Annotated in this window: 15 protein-coding genes; 4 read left to right on the forward strand and 11 right to left on the reverse strand. The window is 72.9% G+C overall.

All coding sequences use genetic code 11. The features are described from left to right. Nucleotides 1-8: 8 nt before the first annotated feature. Both ACGFYH_RS13530 and ACGFYH_RS13535 read right to left on the reverse strand, forming a co-directional pair. A complete protein-coding gene (locus tag ACGFYH_RS13530; protein ID WP_393803289.1) occupies nucleotides 9-872 on the reverse strand; it encodes an Fpg/Nei family DNA glycosylase in 864 nt (287 codons plus the stop codon). A 40-nt stretch (nucleotides 873-912) separates the two neighbouring features. Further along, nucleotides 913-3,003 (reverse strand): SpoIIE family protein phosphatase, encoded by a 2,091-nt coding sequence (locus ACGFYH_RS13535; RefSeq protein ID WP_393803290.1) that lies wholly within the window; start codon nucleotides 3,001-3,003, stop codon nucleotides 913-915. Nucleotides 3,004-3,139: 136 nt separating this feature from the next. Between ACGFYH_RS13535 and ACGFYH_RS13540 the strand changes: the two genes are divergently transcribed. Continuing rightward, nucleotides 3,140-4,558, forward strand: a complete 1,419-nt coding sequence (locus tag ACGFYH_RS13540) for a lipase maturation factor family protein (protein WP_393803291.1) — start codon at nucleotides 3,140-3,142, stop codon at nucleotides 4,556-4,558. A 55-nt stretch (nucleotides 4,559-4,613) separates the two neighbouring features. Here ACGFYH_RS13540 and ACGFYH_RS13545 read toward each other — a convergent pair whose 3' ends face one another. From ACGFYH_RS13545 to ACGFYH_RS13570, 6 genes are all read right to left on the reverse strand, one after another. Continuing rightward, nucleotides 4,614-7,634, reverse strand: a complete 3,021-nt coding sequence (locus ACGFYH_RS13545; RefSeq protein WP_393803292.1) for an alpha-mannosidase — start codon at nucleotides 7,632-7,634, stop codon at nucleotides 4,614-4,616. A gap of 30 nt (nucleotides 7,635-7,664) precedes the next feature. Further along, nucleotides 7,665-9,740, reverse strand: coding sequence for an endo-beta-N-acetylglucosaminidase (locus ACGFYH_RS13550; protein ID WP_393803293.1), 2,076 nt, complete (start codon nucleotides 9,738-9,740; stop codon nucleotides 7,665-7,667). Beyond that, nucleotides 9,737-11,035, reverse strand: coding sequence for a glycosyl hydrolase (locus ACGFYH_RS13555; protein WP_393803294.1), 1,299 nt, complete (start codon nucleotides 11,033-11,035; stop codon nucleotides 9,737-9,739). The genes ACGFYH_RS13550 and ACGFYH_RS13555 overlap by 4 nt, the downstream gene beginning before the upstream one ends. 90 nt (nucleotides 11,036-11,125) lie before the next feature. Next, nucleotides 11,126-12,052, reverse strand: a complete 927-nt coding sequence (locus ACGFYH_RS13560) for a carbohydrate ABC transporter permease (protein WP_393803295.1) — start codon at nucleotides 12,050-12,052, stop codon at nucleotides 11,126-11,128. After that, entirely contained in the window at nucleotides 12,049-12,975 is a 927-nt protein-coding gene (locus ACGFYH_RS13565; protein WP_393803296.1) for a carbohydrate ABC transporter permease, read from the reverse strand. The genes ACGFYH_RS13560 and ACGFYH_RS13565 overlap by 4 nt, the downstream gene beginning before the upstream one ends. Nucleotides 12,976-12,981: 6 nt before the next feature. Further along, complete coding sequence (locus tag ACGFYH_RS13570) at nucleotides 12,982-14,274, reverse strand: ABC transporter substrate-binding protein (protein ID WP_393803297.1); 1,293 nt, start codon at nucleotides 14,272-14,274, stop codon at nucleotides 12,982-12,984. Between the two features lie 222 nt (nucleotides 14,275-14,496). Here ACGFYH_RS13570 and ACGFYH_RS13575 point away from each other — a divergent pair, with 222 nt between their 5' ends. Then, nucleotides 14,497-15,543, forward strand: coding sequence for a LacI family DNA-binding transcriptional regulator (locus tag ACGFYH_RS13575; protein ID WP_393803298.1), 1,047 nt, complete (start codon nucleotides 14,497-14,499; stop codon nucleotides 15,541-15,543). A gap of 255 nt (nucleotides 15,544-15,798) precedes the next feature. Beyond that, nucleotides 15,799-17,142 carry an amidase gene (locus ACGFYH_RS13580; protein ID WP_393803299.1) on the forward strand — a complete coding sequence of 448 codons (1,344 nt, stop codon included), beginning with the start codon at nucleotides 15,799-15,801 and terminating at the stop codon, nucleotides 17,140-17,142. Nucleotides 17,143-17,147: 5 nt separating this feature from the next. On the opposite strand, the gene ACGFYH_RS13585 is transcribed toward ACGFYH_RS13580, so the two are convergent. Next, nucleotides 17,148-17,630: a GNAT family N-acetyltransferase gene (locus ACGFYH_RS13585; protein ID WP_393803300.1), complete on the reverse strand. Its 483-nt coding sequence runs from the start codon at nucleotides 17,628-17,630 to the stop codon at nucleotides 17,148-17,150. Nucleotides 17,631-17,686: 56 nt separating this feature from the next. Continuing rightward, a complete protein-coding gene (locus ACGFYH_RS13590) occupies nucleotides 17,687-17,863 on the reverse strand; it encodes a hypothetical protein (RefSeq protein ID WP_393803301.1) in 177 nt (58 codons plus the stop codon). Nucleotides 17,864-18,336: 473 nt separating this feature from the next. Here ACGFYH_RS13590 and ACGFYH_RS13595 point away from each other — a divergent pair, with 473 nt between their 5' ends. Further along, complete coding sequence (locus tag ACGFYH_RS13595) at nucleotides 18,337-18,780, forward strand: hypothetical protein (RefSeq protein ID WP_393803302.1); 444 nt, start codon at nucleotides 18,337-18,339, stop codon at nucleotides 18,778-18,780. A gap of 96 nt (nucleotides 18,781-18,876) precedes the next feature. Here the strand turns inward: ACGFYH_RS13595 and ACGFYH_RS13600 are convergent, their stop codons facing one another. Next, nucleotides 18,877-20,544, reverse strand: a complete 1,668-nt coding sequence (locus tag ACGFYH_RS13600) for an SDR family NAD(P)-dependent oxidoreductase (RefSeq protein ID WP_393803303.1) — start codon at nucleotides 20,542-20,544, stop codon at nucleotides 18,877-18,879. Nucleotides 20,545-20,642 lie beyond the last annotated feature (98 nt).

A 20,642-nucleotide genomic window follows, 5' to 3' on the forward strand; every position in this document is an offset into this window, starting at 1 on the left:
CGACGCCGTCACTTCAGCACCCGGGACATCCTCCGGTCCGCCAGCGGCTTGCCGCCGGTCTGGCAGGTCGGGCAGTACTGGAGCGAGGAGTCGCTGAAGGAGACCTCGCGGATGGTGTCGCCGCACACCGGGCAGAGCTCGCCGGTGCGGCCGTGGACCCGCAGCCCGCTCTTCTTCTCGGCCTTCAGCCGTCCGGCGGCGATGCCCCGGGAGCGTTCGACGGCCTCGGTGAGCGTGCCGCGCAGGGCCGCGTACAGCCGGGCGGTCTCCTCGTCGGTGAGCGAGGCGGCCAGTCTGAACGGGGACATCTTCGCGGCGTGCAGGATCTCGTCGCTGTACGCGTTCCCCACGCCCGCGATCAGGCTCTGGTCGCGCAGGGCGCCCTTGAGCTGCCGCCGCTCGCCGTCGAGCAGGGCGGCGAAGCGCGCCTCGTCGAAGTCGTCGGCGAGCGGGTCGGGCCCGAGCCGGGCCACGCCCGGTACCTGCCGCGGGTCGGCGACGACGTACACCGCGAGCCGCTTCTGTGTGCCCGCCTCCGTGAGGTCGAAGCCCGCGCCGGTCTCCAGGGCGACACGCAGCGCCAGCGGGCCCTTGCCGGGCTTGGGCAGGCCGCTGGGGAGGCTGTCCTTCCAGTGCAGCCAGCCGGCCCGGGCCAGATGGGTCACCAGATGCGGGCCGCCGGCCGCCTCGACGTCGAGGAACTTGCCGTAGCGGTGCACACCGGCCACCTGGCGGCCCTCCAGCGCCGTGAGCGGCGGGTCGTACGTCTTCAGGACGCTGATCGCCACGGGCAGGACCCGGACCAGCTCGCGGCCGGTGAGGTGTTCGGTCAGGAAGTCGCGGAGCGCTTCGACCTCGGGCAGTTCTGGCATACGTCCAGAGTGCCACCGGCCGCCGGCGGTGCCAGTGGGGTCAGCTCGCGCCGTGCGCCGCCACGAACTCCGCCCACACGACCTTGCCGCCGCCGCGGGCCTCCACGCCCCACTCGTCGGCGAGCGTCTCCACCAGCAGCAGCCCCCGCCCGGAGACCCCGTCGTCCCCGGCCTCGCGGCGGCGCGGCAGGGCGCTGGAGGAGTCCTCGACCTCGACCCGCAGCCGCCGGTCGGTGCCGGTGAGCAGCCGCAGGGTGACGATCGCGGAGCCCTCGGTGTGCATGAGGGCGTTGGTCATCAGCTCGTCGGCGACCAGCTCGATCTCGTCGCTCTGCCCCCTGGCCCCCCAGGACCTGACCGCGGCGCGGATCATGTGCCGGGCCTCGGTGAGGCCCTCCGGGTCCCCCGGTGACAGGTGCTGCTGGACCCGGCCGAAGGTCCGGGGGGTGCCCAGGCCGTGCCGGCGCAGCAGGAGCAGCGCGACGTCGTCGTCGCCGCGGCGCTCGTCGGCCACGTCGATCAGCCGGTCGGCCAGGTCCCGTACGTCCTGCGGCCCGGAGCTGATCAGCGCCGTGAGGACGGCCATGCCCTCGTCCAGGTCGGCGCCGGGCTGCTCGACCAGACCGTCGGTGCACAGCAGCAGGGTGTTGCCCGGGTCCAGTTCGAGGGTGGCGACCGGATAGGCGAGGCGCCCGAACTCGGCGGACAGGCCGAGCGGCAGCCCGCCCTCGACGTGGACGTGGCGGCAGGTGCCGTTGCCGGAGCGCAGCAGGGGGTCGATGTGCCCGGCGCGGACCACCTGGACCACGCCGGTGCCCAGGTCGGCCTCCGCGTACAGGCAGGTCGCGAAGCGGTCGGTGTCGAGCTCGTGCAGGAAGACGGAGGCCCGCGCCATCACCGTGGCCGGCGGGTGGCCCTCGGCGGCGTAGGCGCGCAGCACGATGCGCAGCTGGCCCATGACGGCCGCGGCGTGCGTGTCGTGGCCCTGGACGTCTCCGATGACGGCGCCGACGCGCCCGCCGGGCAGCGGGATCAGGTCGTACCAGTCGCCGCCGATGTCGCGGCCGAGGGCGCCCCCGATGGAGGCCGCGCGGTAACGGACGGCGACGTCGCAGCCCGGGACGCTCGGGATCGTGCGCGGGAGCATGGCCTGCTGGAGGCCCTCGGCGAGGTCCATCTCCTGCTCGTAGAGCATGGCCCGCTGGAGGCTCTGCGCGATGCCGCTGCCCAGCGCGACCAGGACGTTGCGGTCCTCCGGGGAGAAGCCGTGCCGGTCGCTGTAGAGCAGCCCGATGGCACCGATCGGCCGGGCCTGGGCGATCAGGGGCAGATAGGCGGCCGCGGTGATGTTCAGGTGGGTGATGCTCTGCCACAGCCCGGGGTAGCGCTCGGCGAAGTCCTCCGGCGACTCGATGAAGCGGGGGCTGAGGGTCCGTACGGCCTCGCTCATGGGGTAGGGCTCGTCGATCCGGGTGACGCGGGTGCCGGGGACGAAGCTGTTCTCGGGGCCGTCGGCGACCAGCCGGATGCGGCCGGCCTCGACCAGGCCCATCACCAGGCTGGTGGCGCCCAGCCGGGTGAGGCCGTGGGTGTCCCGCAGCACCTCGATGACGTCGTCCACCGTGCGGGCGTGCGCGAGGGCGGCCGTGGCGAGCTGGACGACGTTGGTGAGCCGGCGGCGGGCCTCGTCCAGTGCGGCCTGCTCGCGGCCGGCCGCGATGTCGTCGATCTCCTGGGTGGCGTCGCGGACGATGCCGATGATCCGGCGGGGCCGGCCGGTCTCGTCGCGGCGGATGTAGCCCTGGGTACGGGTCCACCGCAGGGTGCCGTCGCGGCGGCGCAGACGGAAGTAGGTGCCGTAGTTCTCGCTGCCGTCCTTCATGGCCTGCGCGACGATGGCGTCCATCCGGCGGCTCTCCGCCATGGGGACGCGCGCCGACAGCGACTCGGGGCGCCCGTCGTACTCGTCCGGGCGCAGGTCGAAGACCTCGTAGGCCTGGGGGTCCATGTGGAACAGTCCCGTGTCCAGGTCCCAGTCGAAGCTGCCCATGCGGTTGAGCGCCAGGATCGGGTCCGGATGGGCGGGCCAGTCGTCCGGGAGTGACAGGGCGCTCGCTCCCCGATCAGCCATGGTCCCCACCTTGCCAGGATTTGTCGGATTCTTCGACTCCGGGACCGGCCGGACGGGCTCCGGGGGGCGGGGACCGGGCAGACGGGCCCCGGGGACCGGGCGGGGTACACGAAGCGGGTACGAGAGGAGCACGACCGTGGAGTGGTTCACCGCACCCGACTACTGGCTGAGCCGGCTGGTCTTCCAGCGGGCGCTGGCCGTCGTGTACCTGGTCGCGTTCCTGACGGCGGTGCTGCAGTTCCGGGCGCTGTTGGGCGAGCGCGGTCTGACGCCGGTGTCCCGCTTCGTCGAGCGGGTGCCGTTCAGGCGGGCGCCGAGCCTGTTCCAGTGGCGCTGCTCGGACCGTCTTCTCGCGGGCTGCGCGTGGACGGGCTGCGCGGTGGCGGCGGCGCTGGTGGCGGGGCTGGACTCGCTGCTGCCGTTGTGGGGCGCGATGCTGCTGTGGCTGGTGCCGTGGGCGCTGTATCTCTCGATCGTCAACGTCGGACAGACCTGGTACGCGTTCGGCTGGGAGTCGCTGCTGCTGGAGACCGGCTTCGTCGCGGTGTTCCTCGGCAACGACGAGGTGGCGCCGCCGGTCGTCGTCCTGTTCCTCCTGCGCTGGCTGCTCTTCCGGGTGGAGTTCGGGGCGGGGCTGATCAAGATGCGCGGCGACGAGTGCTGGCGGAAGCTGACCTGCCTGGACCACCACCACGAGACCCAGCCGATACCGGGCCCGCTGAGCTGGTTCTTCCACCACCTCCCCAGGCCCCTGCACCGTGTCGAGGTGGCCGCGAACCACGTCACGCAGCTCGTGGTGCCCTTCCTGCTCTTCGCCCCGCAGCCCGTCGCGACGGCCGCCGCCGCGCTGATGATCGCCACCCAGCTGTGGCTGGTGCTCTCGGGCAACTTCTCCTGGCTCAACTGGATCACCATCGTGCTGGCCCTGTCGGTGGTCCGGTTCCCGGCCGACGCGCCGTCCGTGGCCGACGCGCCGCTCTGGTACGAGGCCGTGGTCCTGGCGGTGGCGGTGCTGCTGGTGTTCCTGAGCCACCGGCCGGTGCGCAACATGGTCTCCCGCCGCCAGGTGATGAACCGCTCCTTCGACTCGCTCCACCTGGTCAACACCTACGGTGCCTTCGGCTCCGTCAGCCGGATCCGGTACGAGGTGGTGATCGAGGGCACGGCCGACGAGGCGGCCCGGGAGGACGGGGACTGGCGGGAGTACGAGTTCAAGGGCAAACCCGGTGATCCACGACGCCGGCCGCGCCAGTTCGCGCCGTACCATCTGCGCCTCGACTGGCTGATGTGGTTCGCCGCGCTGTCCCCCTCGTACGCCGGGCCGTGGTTCGGCACCTTCGTGGAACGGCTGCTGGAGAACGACCGCGCCACGCTGAGACTGCTGCGCCGTTCCCCGTTCCCGCCCGACGCCCCGCCGCGCTTCGTGCGCGCCCGGCTGTTCCGCTACCGGTACACGACGTGGCGGGAGCTGCGGGAGACGGGCGCGTGGTGGGAGCGGACGTATGTGCGGGAATACCTGCCGCCGACGCGGCTGACCCGGATGCCGCAGCGGTAGCGGCCCACGCGGGCCCGGCTCACCGCAACGGGTGGGCCGGGCCCGCGCCGGCGCGCTACGCGCGCTTCAGCCGCAGCGTCATCAGCTGGAACGGACGCAGCCGTACGGCGATCCGGTCGCCGTCCAGCCGGAGGGCCTCCGCGTCGTCCAGCGGGCGTTCCAGCAGGTCGGTCACCTGCACGTCCGTGGCCGCGAACCCGGTGGTGAGCGTGGCGCGGGCCCGGCCGCCGTGGGCCTCGTGGAAGCGGACCACGACGTCACCGCTGCCGTCGTCGGCGAGCTTGACTGCGGTGACGACGACCGCGTCCCGGTCCGCCGTGACCAGCGGCGCGACCTCCCCGGCGCCCGTGACCCGCCGCTCGGGCAGGTTGATCCGCCAGCCCTCGCGCACGGCGTCGCCGATGTCCGCGCCCGGCACCAGTGCGTGCCGGAACCGGTGCACGCCCTGGTCGGTCTCGGGGTCGGGGAAGCGTGGGGCACGCAGCAGGGACACGCGGACGGTGGTGGTCGTCCCGGCGTCGCCTTCGGTGCGGACGGTACGCGTGACGTCGTGGCCGTACGTCGAGTCGTTGACGACGGCGACGCCCCAGCCGGGTTCCTCCAGGTGGACGAAGCGGTGGTTGCAGGCCTCGAACTTGGCCGCCTCCCAGCTGGTGTTGGTGTGGGTGGGCCGGTGGAAGTGCCCGAACTGGGTCTCCGACGCGTACCGTTCGGCGTGCACGTCGAACGGGAAGGCGAGCTTGAGGAACTTCTCCGTCTCGTGCCAGTCGACTTCGGTGTCCACGTCCAGCCGCCGCTCCCCCGGCGCCAGCGTCAGCACCTGGGTGACGCGGGAGGAGCCGAAGGAGCGGGTGATCCGCACCGAGGCGCCGTCGTCGCCGGGGACCACCTCCTCGGCGTCGGTGAGGTCGGTGACCGTGTTCCGGTAGAAGGCGTCGACGTCCCAGGCGTCCCACATGTTCGGGAAGTCGGGGTGGAGCTGGAGCAGGTTGCCCGCACCGCCCGGCGCGATGGTCTCGCGGTCGGCGGCGATGTCGTACGCCGACACCACCAGGCCACGGCCGTCGACCTCGACGCGCAGCAGGCCGTTGTCCAGGACATGGCCGCCGCCGGGGCGGGCGGTGAGGCCGGTGCGGCCCACGGTGGCGGCGGCGGCCGCGGCGCCCGCCGCCACACCGGCCCGCGCGTGCGGGGCGGAGTTGAAGACCAGCGGGGTGTCGCCCTCGCCGGCCAGGGCGCGCTGGGCGGCGTCGATGACGGCGTTCAGCTCGCCGGCGACACGGTCGTAGGTCGCACGTGCCTCGCGGTGCACCCAGGCGATGGAGGAGCCGGGCAGGATGTCGTGGAACTGGTGCAGCAGGACGGTCTTCCAGATGCGGTCCAGGTCGTCGTACGGGTAGGGTTGCCCGGCGCGTACGGCGGCCGTGGCCGCCCACAGCTCGGCCTCGCGCAGGAGGTGTTCGCTGCGGCGGTTGCCCTGCTTGGTCCTGGCCTGGCTGGTGAGGGTGGCACGGTGCAGTTCGAGGTACAGCTCGCCGACCCAGACGGGCGGCTGCGGGTTCTCGGCCTCGGCCTTCTCGAAGAAGGCGTGCGGGGTCTCCCACTCGACCGTCGCCGAGCCTTCGAGGTCGCGCAGCCGGGCGGCCTTGGCGACCATCTCGCGGGTGGTGCCGCCGCCTCCGTCGCCCCAGCCGGTGGGGGCGAGGGAGTGCCGGGCGACTCCCTTGTCCTTGAAGTTCCTCGCCGCGTGGGCGATCTCGCTGCCCTTCACGGAGCAGTTGTAGGTGTCGACGGGCGGGAAGTGCGTGAAGATCCGGGTGCCGTCGATGCCCTCCCAGCGGAAGGTGTGGTGCGGGAACTTGTTCGTCTGCGACCAGGAGATCTTCTGGGTCAGCAGGTACTTGGCGCCGGCCGCCCCGATGATCTGCGGGAGGCCCGCCGCGAAGCCGAAGGTGTCCGGCAGCCATGCTTCGTCGTTCTCGACGCCGAACTCGTCGAGGAAGAACCGTTTGCCGTGTACGAACTGCCGGGCCATGGCCTCCGAGCCGGGCATGTTGGTGTCCGACTCCACCCACATGCCGCCGGCCGGCACGAACCGCCCGTCGGCCACCGCCTTCTTGACCCGCGCCCACACCTCGGGCCGGTGGTCGCGCACCCACGCCCACTGCTGGGCCTGCGACATGGCGAAGACGAAGTCGGGCTCGTCCTCCAGGAGGGCGGTCATGTTGGAGGTGGTGCGGGCCACCTTGCGCACGGTCTCGCGCAGCGGCCACAGCCACGCCGAGTCGATGTGCGCGTGGCCGACGGCGCTGATGCGGTGCGCGGAGGGGACGGCGGGGGCGGACAGCACCTCGGTGAGGCGGGAACGGGCCTTCTCGGCCGTGCCGCCCACGTCCTGGAGGTCGATGGCGTCCAGGGCCCTGTCGACCGCGCGCAGGATCTCCCAGCGGCGCGGTGACTCCACGGGCAGCTCGGCCATCAGCTCGCCGAGGACCTCCAGGTCGAGCACCAGGTTCCACACCGTCTCGTCGAGGACGGCCAGGTCCATGCGGGTGAGCGTGTACTGCGGTTCGCTGCCCGCGGTGTCCTGGTCGCCGAGGTGCGTGGGCACGAAGGGGTGGTAGTCGAGGATGACGGGGTTGGAGGCGGCCTCGACGTGCAGGCGGACCTCCTCGCCGCCCTCGGCGGGGGCGCCGATCCGCACCCACTGGTTGCGGGGATTCAGGCCCTTCACCGGGGTGCCGTCGGGGCGGTAGACCAGGCCCTCGCACTGGAAGCCGGGCATGTTCTCGTCGAAGCCGAGGTCGAGGATCGCCTCGACGGTCTTCCCCGCCCACTCCTCGGGCACGGTGCCCGTGACGCGGAACCAGCTGGTGCCCCAGGGCGCGCCCCAGCGGGTGCCCACCTCGATGGGCTCCGGGTCGGCCGCGAGTCCCTCCTCGACCGGCACGGGCTCGCCGGGCGCGTTCCAGACCGCGACGTCCAGCGGCACGGACTCGGGGTAGAGGGCGGGGCGGACGCGCTCGTCGAGGACGCGCTTGAGGCGGGCTTCGACCAGGTTGCGGTCGTCATGCATGCGGGTGCTCCGGGGTTGGGGGGCGGGTGGTCACCAGGGGTGGGTCACGGTGGCGGGGGCCGACGTCAGGTACAGCTCCCCCACGGCACGCACTTCGAAGCGTGCGGCGCTCTCGTTCTGTTCGGGGCGCAGGCCGGCGGCGAACCAGGCGCGCTGGCAGGTACCGCCGAGGAAGCGTCGGGTGCCGTCGGGAAGGACCCGGTGGAGGACGTATTGGCGTACGTCGTCGCCGTGCGGGTGCGGGTGGGGGCGGAGGTGGGAGTGGGGGCGAGCGTGGTTCCAGGCGAGGCGCAGGTCGCCGTCGTTCGCCGCGGTGACGCGCGCGGCCCTGGGGGCGGCGGGAGGCGTCGCCGCGCCGGCGCGGACGGCGAGGCCGCCCACCCGCCACCGCACGGGACCGTCGGACGCCGTCAGCCGCACGCCGATCGCGTACAGCGTGCCGGACAGCCCGGTGAGTGGCACGGTGACCGTCTGCCAGCCGTTGACCGGCTTCACAGCCCGCGCGGCCGGCACGGGAAACAGGCGGTACGGCGGTGCCGCGCCCGGTTCGCCCGCCTCGGCGGTGGCGACGGCGAGTTCGATGCCCACGGCCCCGGCGTCCGCGCGGTGCGTCAGCTCGACGACCGTGTCAACGCCCAGCGGCAGCCGTGTCGCGTAGAGGTCCAGCACCGCGGGCCGGTCGAGTTCACCCTCGACCAGCACGCTGCTGCCGCCGCGCCACGCGTCCGCGAAGTCGAAGGTGACCGCGGGGCGCGCGCCCTCGGTCCGCACCACCCAGCGCCGCGACGGCAGCCGGTCCTGGAGCCCGAGGTGGTTCCACGGCGTGTCCGAGGTGACGGCGCCCTCCTCGTACCAGCGCAGGCCGTGCCCGGTGTTGAACGTGGTGCCGAAGGGCACCGACGTCACCGTGGACCGGTCTGCGACCGACACGGCGGGTGCCCGCCAGGGGTCCGTGCCGTCGGGCCGTGCGGGGTCGAGCGACACCCCGGTCCAGAAGCGGTCGTCGGCGGCGTGGAAGTCGCCCGGTGCGCGCCGGTTGGCGGGCAGGTGGTTGCGGGTCCACTCGGGCCGGTAGAGACCGACCGAGGTGACGTGCGCGCGGTCCCGCGGCACGACGGCGTCCCAGTTCCCGGACGTGTTCCAGCCTCCCGACTCCACGTCCACGCCCGCCCACAGCTCGTACCGGTCGCGGCCCAGCGCCTCGGCCCGCTGCCCGGAGGCGGCGAGACGGCCGGCGGTCCAGCGGAAGTCGACGAACATGTCGTCGGCAGCCTCGAAGAGGGCCTGGTTCCGGTCGTTCAGCGCCCCCTGCCAGTTGACCGACCCGTCCACGGTCATCGAGTCGTACCAGGTCACCCGCTGCCCCCTGGCCCCGGCGAGGGACTTCAGCTCGCGCACGAAGCCGAGCATGTCCGCGCCGAGCGCGGCGTCCCCTCCCCCGGTCTCGGCGTTCAGGAACCAGCCGTCGAAGCCGTACGCGTCGGCGACCTCGACCAGTCGCGCGGCGAGCGGGAAGCGTCCTGCGGCGTCCCTGCGCACCAGGTCGCGGGTCCATCGGAGCTGTCCGCCGTAGGCGGCGGGCGGCAGGAAGACGTTGCCGAGGACGGGCACACCGTGCCGGTGCGCGGCGTCGACGATCGGCGCGTTCGGGGCGAGGATCAGTCCCTCTCCCGACGAGCCGCCCCAGAAGACGAGTTCGTCGACGTACGCCCAGTGGGTGAGGGCGTAGTAGTCGGCGGTGGCGGAGCCCTGGGAGGGGTTGCCCGCGGTGGGGCCGAAGGAGACCAGGGACTGGATACGGGCCTGTCCGGCACGGGCCGTGGTGTTGGCGGGCGTCGGGACGAAACGGTCGGCGAGCGGTACGGAGGCCGCGTTGAAGGCGAGGTCGGGGTCGTCGGCCGCCCGCCACGCCCTGAGGCTGCGCCAGGTGATGCCCTCGCCCGGGGTGCCTGGGGGCAGCGAGTCCGGGAACCAGTAGGAGGCGTACGGCTGGAGGGCCGCGTCGGCTCCGGGCGCGGCGGCGGCCGCCGCTTTGGCGGCGGGCAGGGCCGGCCACAGCGTGGCGGCGGCGCCGGCCAGCAGGAAGGTGCGTCGGGTGGGGCTCACGAGTGGGTGCCTCCTCGGCGGACGTCGGGTCCGTGCGGGATTTCCTGTGGCGTGGGACATACCTCGCCGGGTGTGACGACTTCGGTGATGCCGCGGGCCGCGAGGTGCCCGGGGTCGGCGGCGTGCGTGTCGAGGACGGTGGTGGGGCGGGCGCCGTCGGCGACCAGCCGGAAGAAGGCGTCGAAGACGGCACCGCCGGGAGCGCAGGCCGAGCGCGCCGCCGGGTCGGCCGGGACGGCCAGCGCGGTGGTGCGCGGGGCGGGGGTGGCACGGGTCCCCTCGCGTACGGAGCGGGCCGCGCGGGCCAGGACCCGTGCCGTGTCCTTGGGACGGCGGTCGTTGGTCAGGAGTCCGAGTCCGTACTCCAGCTCCGGGAAGTCGGCCAGCGTCCGGGACACGTCGTGGGAGCACCACCAGGTGACGCCCCACAGGTCCGGGCAGTCCAGGGCGTTCTCGACGGTCGCCTCGGTGAAGGCGGCGGCGTGCTCGGCGGGGACGAGGGGGGCGGGGGCGCCGACCTCCTGGAGCCACACCGGGCGGTGCGGGTCCTCGGCCCAGGCCTTGCTCAGCTCGATCAGGTAGGCGGCGTGGTGCTCGCTGGGCACGGAGGTGCGGCCGTGGCGCTGGGCGGTGCCGTTGAAGACCCAGGAGTGCACGGCCGTGACGGCGCCCTGCCGTGCCGCCTGGGCGGGGGTGAAGGGCTGGTCGTCCTGGTACCAGGTGGCGTCGTACTCGGCGTGCAGGTGCATCCGGCCCGGGGCGCCCTGTCCACAGGCGGCGAGCATCCGTTCCAGCCAGGCGTCGATCTGGGCGCTGGTGGCGCGGTCGGGGTCGGGGTGGGGTCCGGCGGAGAACTGGTTGACCTCGTTGCCGAGGGTCATGCCGAGGAAGTTGGACCGGCCGGCCAGGGCGGCGGCGAGGGTGCGCAGGTAGGTGGCCTGGCCGTCGATGGCCCCGGGGTCGGTGAACAGGTTGCGGCGGTGCCAGGTGCGGGTCCAGGCCGGCACGAAGTCGAAGCTGCTCAGGTGGCCCTGGAGGCCGTCCACGTTGACGTCGAGGCCGCGTTCGCCGGCCGCGTCGACCAGCGCCACCAGGTCCTCCACCGCGCGGGCGCGGATCAGGGCGCGGTTGGGCTGGAAGTAGGGCCACAGCGGGAAGACGCGGACGTGGTCCACGTCCAGTGCGGCGACGGAGTCCAGGTCGGCGCGTACGGAGTCGAGGTCGAAGTCGAGCCAGTGGTGGAACCATCCTTCGCTCGGGGTGTAGTTGACGCCGAAGCGCACGGCAGAGGGCATGCGGTGTCCTAGCTACGGGGAAGTTCGGGGGTCGGCCCTTCACTGCGGGGGCGGCCCTTCACTGCGGGGCCCGGCCCCTGGCGGCGGCGGTCAGCCCTTGACGGCGCCCTCGCCCACCCCGCGGAAGAAGTACCGCTGGAGGCAGGCGAAGAGGGCGATGAGCGGCGCCACGGCGATGATCGTGCCCGCGGCGACGAGGCGCTCGTCGTTGGCGAAGGTGCCGTGCAGGTAGTTGAGGCCGATGGTCAGGGTGAACTTGGAGGGGTCGCTCAGCACGATCAGCGGCCACAGGAAGTCGTCCCAGGCGCCCATGAAGGCGAAGATCGCGACGACCGCGAGGGTGCCTTTCACCGCGGGCAGCGCGATCCGGAAGAACCGCTGCCAGACGTTGGCGCCGTCGACGAAGGCGGCCTCCTCGATCTCGTGGGGGAGATTGAGGAAGGCGTTGCGCATCAGCAGCACGTTCAGGGCGCTGACGCAGCCGGGCAGGACCACGCCGACCAGGGTGTTGTTGAGGCCCAGCTCCCGCATGGTGGTGAACTGGGCGATGATGATGCCCTCCACGGGCACGAGCATGGCCAGGACGAACACCAGGGTGGCCACGCCCCGGCCGCGGTAGCGCAGCCGGGCCAGGGCGTAGCCGGCCAGTGCGGCGCCGACGCAGTTGGTGACGACGTTGGCCGCGGCGACCTTGAGCGAGTTCAGGGCGTAGTCCCATACGGGGATGGTCTCGGCGACCCGCTCGTAGTTGTGCAGGGTGGGATCCGAGGGCAGGAACTTCGGCGGGGAGCTGAAGATGTCCTCGGTGGGGCCCTTCAGCGAGGTCGACAGCTGCCACAGGAACGGGCCGATGGTCAGGGCGAGGACACCGAGCAGGAGCACGTAGCGCAGGGCCAGTTCCCAGACGCGTACGCGGCGGCCGTGCTCGTCGGTGACGCGGGGCTCCCGTCCCCGTCCCCGTTCCCGGGCGGTGGTCCGGTCCCTCCCGGCGGGCCGGGTCCTCTCGGCGACGCTCACGCCTCCTCCTTCCGGTCGGCGCGCAGGACGAGCAGCATCAGGGCGACGGTGACGGCGAAGACGACGACGGAGAGGGCGGAGGCGTAGCCGACCCGGCCGGTCAGGCCGGTGCCGGTGCGCTGGACGAGCATGACGAGGGTGGTGTCCTCGCCGGCCGGGCCGCCGCTGGGGCCGGCCATCAGGTACACCTCGGAGAACACCTTGAAGGCGGCGACCGAGGACAGGGCCGCGACCAGGACCATGGTGGAGCGGACGGCGGGCACCGTGACGGTCAGGAAGCGGCGGACCGTGCCCGCGCCGTCCACGGCGGCGGCCTCGTGCAGTTCGCGGGGCACGTTGGCGAGCGCCGCCAGGTAGATGATCATGTAGTAGCCGAGGCCCTTCCAGACGGTGACGGCCATCGCGCTGAGCAGGATCAGCCACTGGTCGCTGAGGAAGCCGACCGGACTGGCGCCGAGCGTCTCCAGCAGTGAGTTGACCAGGCCGCGCTCGTCGAGCAGCCAGACCCAGATCAGCCCGACGACGACGATCGAGGCGACGACCGGGGTGTAGAAGGCCGAGCGGAAGAAGGTGATGCCGGGGATGTTCCTCTGCACCAGCAGGGCGAGCAGCAGCGGCAGCAGGACGAGCGCGGGGACGACCCCCAGGACGTACAGGGTGCTGTTGCGCAGGCCGGTCCAGAACATGTCGTCGTGGAGCAGCTCGCGGAAGTTGGCGAGGCCCACGAACCCGCCCGGGACCAGGGTGCGGCGGTCGGTGAAGGAGTTGACGAGCGTGGAGACGAACGGGTACAGGATGAACGCGCCGGTGACCAGCAGCCCGGGTGCGGCGAACAGCCAGGGGCTGGCGGGCAGTTGGTGTCGTACGCGCCTGATCGCGCCCCGGGTGACCTGCCGGGGGCCGGTGACGGTGGGACTCGCCATGACGTCTCAGCCCTGCTGCTGAAGGAGCCGGTCACACGCCTCGACAGCGTTGTCGAGGGCTTCCTCGGGGCTCTGCTTGCCCTGGAGCGCCTTGGCGACCTCGTTGCGCAGTTCGGTCTTCATCTGCTCGCTGAACAGGACGGGCGTGTAGTTGACGGCCGTCTTCAGCGACTTGGCGGCGGCGACCCGGACACGGGTCTCGTCGGTCCCGCCCTCCTTGGTGAAGTACGGGTCGTCCAGCGAACCGGCGGTGCTCGGGAAGATGGCGACCTGCTTGGCGAACGACATCTGGTGCGCGGCGTCGGTGACGTGGTGCGCGAAGGCGACCGCGGCGGGCTTGCGCTCGCTGCGCGAGTTCACCATCAGGCCCATCACGTACATGTTGACGTGGCCGGTGCTGGTGATCTGGTCGGTGATGCCGATGTTCTCGTACAGGTTCGGCGCCTGCTTCTTGAAGTTGGCGAGGTCGAGGGCGCTGCCTGGGTTCATGGCGACGGCACCGGTGAGGAACTTCTTCCCGGAGGACTCGGGGGTGGCCGTCAGCGCCTGCGGGTCGAGGGCCTTGGCGTCGTAGAGCTCCTTGTAGTGGGTCAGGAGTTCGACGCCCTTGGCGTCGTCGAACGCGAAGGCGGTGCCCTCCTCGTTCATGAGCGGGACGCCGTAGCGGCCGAAGTCCTCGATGGTGGGCACGTTGGCGAGCGTGGCGACCTCGCCGTCGGTCCTGTCGGCGATCTTCAGGGCGGCGTCGAAGACCTCGTCGTACGTCTTCGGCGGATGCTCGGGGTTTAGCCCGGCCTTCTCGAAGAGGGACTTGTTGTAGAAGAGCGGGCCGGTGTTGAGGTACCAGGGGAAGGCGTAGGTGCCTTCCATGCCCGGTATCCGGTGGCTGGCCCAGGCGCCCTCCAGATACTCCTTCTCGTACTGCCCCGCGGCCTTGTCCAGGTCGAGAGCGAGACCGGCCTTGGCCAGCGGTGCGACGAGGTCCGGGGAGACGTTGACGACGTCGGGCAGGGTGCCGCCGGCGGCGTCGGCGCTGATCTTGTCGGCGTAGCCCTCGCCGGGCTGGTCGACCCACTTGACGTGGGTGTCGGGGTACTTCTTCTCGAAGTCGGCGATCAGGCCCTCGAAGTAGTCCTTGAAGCTGGCCCGCAGGTTCCAGGTCTGGAAGGTGATGTCGCCCTCGACCTTGCCGGAGGCGTCGGTCGAGCCACCGCCGTCACCTCCGGAGCCGCAGGCGCTGAGCGGCAGGACGAGGGCGGCTACGGCGGCGACGGCGAATGTTCTGCGCGAGGTGGGCACGGTGACACGTCTCCCTGGAGGACTTCGGCGGTGGGATGCCAGCGACCATGCACGGCGGGTTCGCGGAAAGTCAATGGATTCACGCCAACTAAAGAAGAAAGCACGCCATTAGTGCAGGTCAAAGCGGCATGAGCGGACACTTGCCAGGATCTACTAATGCGCTTTAGGATCTTTCCACTCAAGCGCTTTACCTTCCATCCCGTAGCGAAGAAAGGAGCGCGCATGCCGGCCAAGCGGCCCGCCGCGCGCCGGCCGACGATGAAGGACATCGCGCGGCGGGCCGGGGTCTCCGAGAGCGCGGTCTCGTTCGCGCTGAACGACCGGCCGGGGGTCTCCGAGATCACCCGGGACCGGGTGCGCCGGGTGGCCGAACAGCTCGGCTGGCGGCCCAGTACGGCGGCGCGCGCGCTGTCCGGTGAGGGCGCGGCGACGGTCGGTCTCGTGCTCGCGCGGCCCGCGCACACCCTCGGCGTGGACTCCTTCTTCCTGCAGCTGGTCTCGGGCATCCAGGAGGTGCTGGCGGGGCGCCATCTGGGGCTGCTGTTCCAGGTGGCGCGGGACATCGACGACGAGTGCGCGGTCTACCGGCGCTGGTGGGCCGAACACCGGGTGGACGGCGTCCTGGTGGTGGACCCGCGCACCGACGATCCGCGCCCCGACCTGCTCGACGAACTCGGCCTGCCCGCCGTGGTGATCGGCGGCGCGCCGGACGAGCGCCATCCGGGACTGTCCACGGTGTGGGCGGACGACGCGGGTGCGATGGCCGCGCTGGTGGACGGGCTGCACGCGCTCGGACACCGGCGGATCGTGCACATCGCCGGGCTGCCGGACCTCGCCCACACCGAGCGCCGTATCCGCGCCCTGCGCGCCGAGGCCGGGCGGCGCGGTCTCGGCGAGGCCGAGTCGGTGACCACGGACTACTCGGACGCGGAGGGCGCGGCCGTCACCCGCCGGGTACTGGAGGCGCCCGCTCCCCCGACCGCCCTGATCTACGACAACGACGTGATGGCCGTCGCCGGGGTGGCCGCCGCGGCCGAACTCGGTTTCTCGGTGCCGGCGGACGTGTCCGTGGTGGCCTGGGAGGACTCGGCCCTGTGCCGCATGGTCAAGCCGTGGCTGTCCGCCCTGTCCCGGGACAGCGTGGAGTTCGGCCGCACGGCCGCGACGGAGCTGACCGCCCTGCTCGACGGCGGTCCGGCACGGACGGTGCGGGTGCCGGTACCGCGGCTGATCGAGCGGGACAGCACGGGGGCGGCCCGGCCGGTCTGACGGGGTCCCGGGCCGGCGTGCCCCGCCCTCCGGCCGCGACGGGGGAGGGTCGGCTCCGGCCGTCGGCGCCGCGCGCCCGCCGTGTTCGCGCCCGGCGCGGTGCGAGGGAGCGGGTCCGCCGCCGGGCAGCGGGGAGTCCGGCGGCCGGTCCGGCGGGCCGCGCTCTCGACGTGCGCGCCTCGGGCGGGCAGAGTGATGTCCTGCGTACTCGCCAGTAGTCCGAATCCCGTCACCGCACCCCTCAAGGAGCCCTCCGTGACCGACTGGGCCGGCCGGACCGCCACCGAGATCGCCGCCGCCGTGCGGGAGGAACGGGCCACGCCCCGCGAGGTGGTGGCGGAGCATCTGGCCCGGATCGAGCGGCTCGACGGCCGCGTCGGCGCCTTCCGCACGGTGCGGGCCGAGGCCGCCCTCGCCGAGGCCGACGAGGTGGGCGCCCGGGCGGACCTGGGCGAGATGCCGCTGGCCGGAGTGCCGGTGGCGGTCAAGGACAATCTCGCGGTGCGCGGCGAGTCCGTGCGGGTCGGCTCGGCCGCTACGCCGCACACGCCCGCGGACGCCGACCATGTCACCGTGGCCCGGCTGCGCGCGGCCGGCGCCGTGGTGGTGGGGCTGACGAACGTGCCGGAACTGTGCGTGTTCGGCACCACCGAGGGGGTGCTCGGCACGGCTCGCAACCCGTGGGACCCGGCCCGCTCGGCGGGCGGTTCGTCGGGCGGCAGCGCGGCCGCGGTCGCCGCGGGGATGGTGCCGGTCGCGCTCGGCAACGACGGCATGGGCTCGCTGCGCATTCCGGCGGCCAACTGCGGTCTGGTCACCCTCAAGCCGGGCCACGGCGTCGTGCCGGCCGGTATCGGCGAGGGCGACTGGTTCGGCATGTCCGAGAACGGGCCGCTGGCCACGACGGTCGCGGACGCCCGCCTGGTGCTCTCGGTCCTCGCGGACGAGGCGCTGCCGGACCGCGAGGACTCCGGTGCCCTGCGGGTCGCCGCCTCGCTGCGCAGCCCGCTGGCCGGCGTCCCCGTCGCCCGGCCCTACGCGCACGCCGTACGCGAGGCGGCCGGGGTGCTGATGAGGGCTGGGCACCAGGTGCGGCGGGCGGACCCGCCCTACCCTGCGTCCCTGGGCCTGACCGCCCTGACCCACTGGACGGCCGGTACGTCGGTGGACGCGCGGGGCCTGGACAGGCGGCTGCTGACCAGGCGCACGCGGGTGCACGCGGCCCTGGGGCGGCGCTTCGTAGGTTCGGTGGCGGGCGGCGAGGGCCGGGAGCGGCTGCGTGGGCGCCTGGAGCCGTTCTTCGCCGAGTACGACGTGCTGCTCACCCCGGCGCTGGCCCGCCGCTCCCCCGAGGCGGGGCCCTGGCACGAACGGGGCTGGCTGCGCAACGTGGTGGCGAACTCGGCGTACTCGCCGTTCACACCGCCGTGGAACCTGACCGGCTGGCCCGCGATGTCGGTGCCGTTCGGCACACTGCCCTCGGGCGCGCCCTGTGCCGTACAGCTGGTGGGGCGCCCGGGGTCGGAGGCCGCGCTGCTGGAGCTGGCGGAACGGATCGAGGCGTCGCGGCCCTGGCGGCGCACGGCGCCCCTGGACTGAGGCTGCTACAGGGCGCGGTGCATGACGTGCAGGCCGACCCGTCCGTGCCGCGGGTGGTCGAAGGCGTCCGGCACCGTGCCCAGGACCGTGAAGCCGAGGGATGTCCACAGCCGTACCGCGGGGTTGGTCTCGACGACCGCGTTGAAGACCATGCCCCGGTATCCGTCTGCCTCGGCGGCTGCCAGGACGTACTCGGCGAGGGCCCGCCCGGTGCCGCGGCCGGCCCGGTCGGGGTCGACCATGAAGCCGGCGTTGGCGATGCGGGCGGCGGGCCCGCCGTAGTTGGGGGTGACGTAGGCGGAGGCGACGACGGCACCGGTCTCGTCCTCGGCGGCGTAGACGCGTTTGGCGGGGTTCATCCACAGGGCCCGGGCGTCCTGCTCCGAGGTGTCCGGGTCCCAGGCGTAGGTCTCGCCGGCCGCGACGATGCGGTGCCAGAAGGGCCAGATGTGCGGCCAGTCGCCGGCCGTGGCTTCCCTGATCAGCATGGGCGTGAGTCTGGCACGCCCATGCGCCCGGCGGCTTTCGCGGGTGGCGCCGCGGGTCAGTCCACGCTGGGCAGGATGTGGGGCTCGGCGAGGTCCTCCTCGTATCCCGCGAGGCGGATCGGGGCGGACCGCGCCCACACGTCGAGGCTGCCGAGCTCTCCGGGCCTGCGGCCTGCCCGCCCGAGGCGTTCCTCGGTGGGTTGCTCTGGGTTCGTCGTCGTCTCCGGTGTCACCGCGCACTCCTTATGTGTCGGGTCACCCTCGGGGCCTGTCGGCCAGTCTCCCGTCCGGCACCCGGCGCCCGCTCGGGTGTGAGTCGAATGCAGTTCGGACGCGGTGGCGCCGGTGGTCGGTGCGAGAGCAGGCCGTTGTGAACCGGCTTGTCCCATGACGGACCTTGGGTGTGGGTAGTGCCCTGTGCTGTCGTCCGTCCGCACCAGATTAACCAAATGAGCGGGGGCGCGCTCTATGGGGCTCAAAAGATGGGAGAACCATTGCCCTTCGTTCCGCGCACAGTTGGCCACAGTCTGCCCCGCTCTGCCCACTTGCGCACCGCGCGCGACTCACCCGTTCGGCCCACATCGGCGGCCACTTCTTCGCATGCCCGCGGTGACGGATCGCGCAGTTGAGTCGCCGTTGGCCGCGTCGCAAGCTCGCCATGGTCTGCTGCCCGTCGGCAACGGCTGTTCCGCGGGAGGACCGAGGCTTGGAACCGCGCAGCGTCGAGGAGCTGATGGACCTGCTGTACGCCTGCCGGGGCGAGCGGTCCGCCGCGGGGCACGGCGAGGGGCTCGGGGATCCGCACGGGCGGGCGCTGCGGACGGCCGCGCTGCTGCGCCGGCGCCGCCCGGCCGACAAGGAGCTCCAGGTCGCCGGTCTGGTGTCGCCCGTGGGCCCGCTGCTGTGGCCCGGCGACCCGGCCGGCCGGACCGCCGACGCGGTGCGCCCGCTGCTCGGCGCGCGCGTCGCCCGCCTGCTGCGCCGGCGGGCCCGCCCCGGGGCCTGGGTTCACGACGACGACGTGGTCAGCCTGTGCGAGGCGGACGAGGGGGCCCGTACCGCCGTCTTCGACGCCGGGGTCCTGGAGGACTGGCGCACGGTGCTGGAGCTGACGGGGGCACGCAACTCGCGGCTGGGCGCCGTCGACTGAGGCGCCGCAGGGGCCTCGGCGGGGCGGCGCCCGCCGAACGGCCCACGGATCACCGTCGTCGGCGCCGCCGTGGCCCGCCCTCGGCGCGCCCGCCCGTCACCACTTGCCGGGGGCGTAGTCCTTGAGGAAGACGCCGTACAGGTCCTCGCCCGCCTCGCCGCGCACGATGGGGTCGTAGACCCGGGCCGCGCCGTCGATCAGGTCGAGCGGGGCGTGGAAGCCGGCCTCCGCCAGGCGCAGCTTGTCGTAGTGCGGGCGCTCGTCGGTGATCCAGCCGGTGTCGACGGACGTCATCAGGATTCCGTCGGTGTCGAACATCTCCTGGGCGCTGGTCCGGGTCACCATGTTCATGGCGGCCTTGGCCGCGTTGGTGTTCGGGTGACCCGCGCCCTTGTAGCCGCGGGCGAACACGCCCTCCATCGCCGAGACGTTGACGACGTAGGCGCGCCCCGCGCGCGCCCTGCGCGCGGCCTCGGCCATCGACGACCGCAGCGCGCTGATGAGGATGAACGGCGACGTGTAGTTGCACAGCTGGGTCTCGAGCAGTTCCACCGGGGAGATCTGCTCGATGGTCTGCACCCAGGTGTTGGAGTCGACGATGTCGGGGACCAGTCCGCCCGCGTCGATGGCGGTGCCCTCCCGGTGCCGGACCACGCTGGCGTTGCCGGCGACCAGAGCGAGGTCGGCCAGCTTCTGCGCGTCGAGCCCCGAGGTGCCCGGCGGCAGCGCGGCCAGTCCGTCCACCGCGCCCGAGCCGAAGGCCCCGATGACCTGGTGGGCGGGCAGTTCCCCGGCGGGCAGCGGGGCGCTCTCGCCCTCGACGAGCGCGGCGTACGCGGAGGGCAGGCGCCGCACGGTCTGGGTGGCGTTGTTGATCAGGATGTCCAGCGGGCCCCGCTCGGTGACCTGCTCGGCCAGGGCCACGGCCTGGGCGGGGTCGCGCAGGTCGATGCCGACGACCTCGAGGCGGTGGATCCAGTCCGCGGAGTCGTCCATGGCCTTGAAGCGGCGGACGGCGTCCTTGGGGAAGCGGGTCGTGATCGTGGTGTGCGCGCCGTCGCGCAGCAGCCTGAGCGCGATGTACATGCCGATCTTGGCGCGGCCGCCGGTGAGCAGCGCGCGCTTGCCCGCGAGGTCGGCACGGGCGTCGCGGCGGGCGCGGTTCTCGGCGGCGCAGTCCTGGCAGAGCTGGTGGTAGAAGTAGTCGACCTCGATGTAGCGCTGCTTGCAGATGTAGCAGGAGCGGGGGCGCTGGAGTATCCCCGCGATCGCGCCCTCCTCGGTGCGGGAGGACGGCAGCAGCCCCTCGGTCTCGTCGTCGATGCGTTCGGCCGACCCGGTGGCGGTGGCCTCGGTGACCGCCTTGTCGTGGGCCGTCTTCGCGGCCCGGCGCTCCTGGCGGCGGCGCTGCTTGACCATGCGGTAGATGTGCGAGGTGGCCCGGCGGACCCGGATCGCGTCCGGGTGGTCGAGGTCGATTCCGTCGAGCTCCCGCAGCACGCTCAGGCAGACCGCGAGCCGCTCCGGGTCGACGCCCCGGCCGTACTCGGAGGCGGGCGCCTCGTCCGCGGGCGCCTCGGGTGTGGGCGCCTCGGGTGTGAGCGCGTCGTCCGCGGGCGCCCTGGGTGTGGGCGCCTCGGGTGTGGGCGCGTCGGGTGCGGGCGCCTCGTCCGCGGGCGCCCCGGGTGCGGGCGCGTCGTCCGCGGGCGCCTCCCGTGTGGGCGCCTCGTCCCTGGTCGCCGAGCCGTCCTGTGTCACCGTCATCGCCGCTGCCGTTCCCTGGTCACCGTCGCGGCGCTCCGAGACGCGTCCGCTTTCGAACAGCGGATTTTATTCAGCGCCGGGGCACGGAGCCAAACCCG

This window comes from Streptomyces sp. NPDC048392 (assembly GCF_043200575.1).
Classification (GTDB): domain Bacteria; phylum Actinomycetota; class Actinomycetes; order Streptomycetales; family Streptomycetaceae; genus Streptomyces.

Excerpts from the sequence above, each read along its gene's own strand:
- ACGFYH_RS13535 (WP_393803290.1), bottom strand. The coding sequence starts at position 3,003 with ATGGCTGATCGGGGAGCGAGCGCCCTGTCACTCCCGGACGACTGGCCC.
- ACGFYH_RS13575 (WP_393803298.1), top strand. The coding sequence starts at position 14,497 with ATGCCGGCCAAGCGGCCCGCCGCGCGCCGGCCGACGATGAAGGACATC.
- ACGFYH_RS13530 (WP_393803289.1), bottom strand. The coding sequence starts at position 872 with ATGCCAGAACTGCCCGAGGTCGAAGCGCTCCGCGACTTCCTGACCGAA.
- ACGFYH_RS13545 (WP_393803292.1), bottom strand. The coding sequence starts at position 7,634 with ATGCATGACGACCGCAACCTGGTCGAAGCCCGCCTCAAGCGCGTCCTC.
- ACGFYH_RS13565 (WP_393803296.1), bottom strand. The coding sequence starts at position 12,975 with ATGGCGAGTCCCACCGTCACCGGCCCCCGGCAGGTCACCCGGGGCGCG.
- ACGFYH_RS13600 (WP_393803303.1), bottom strand. The coding sequence starts at position 20,544 with ATGACGGTGACACAGGACGGCTCGGCGACCAGGGACGAGGCGCCCACA.
- ACGFYH_RS13585 (WP_393803300.1), bottom strand. The coding sequence starts at position 17,630 with ATGCTGATCAGGGAAGCCACGGCCGGCGACTGGCCGCACATCTGGCCC.
- ACGFYH_RS13555 (WP_393803294.1), bottom strand. The coding sequence starts at position 11,035 with ATGCCCTCTGCCGTGCGCTTCGGCGTCAACTACACCCCGAGCGAAGGA.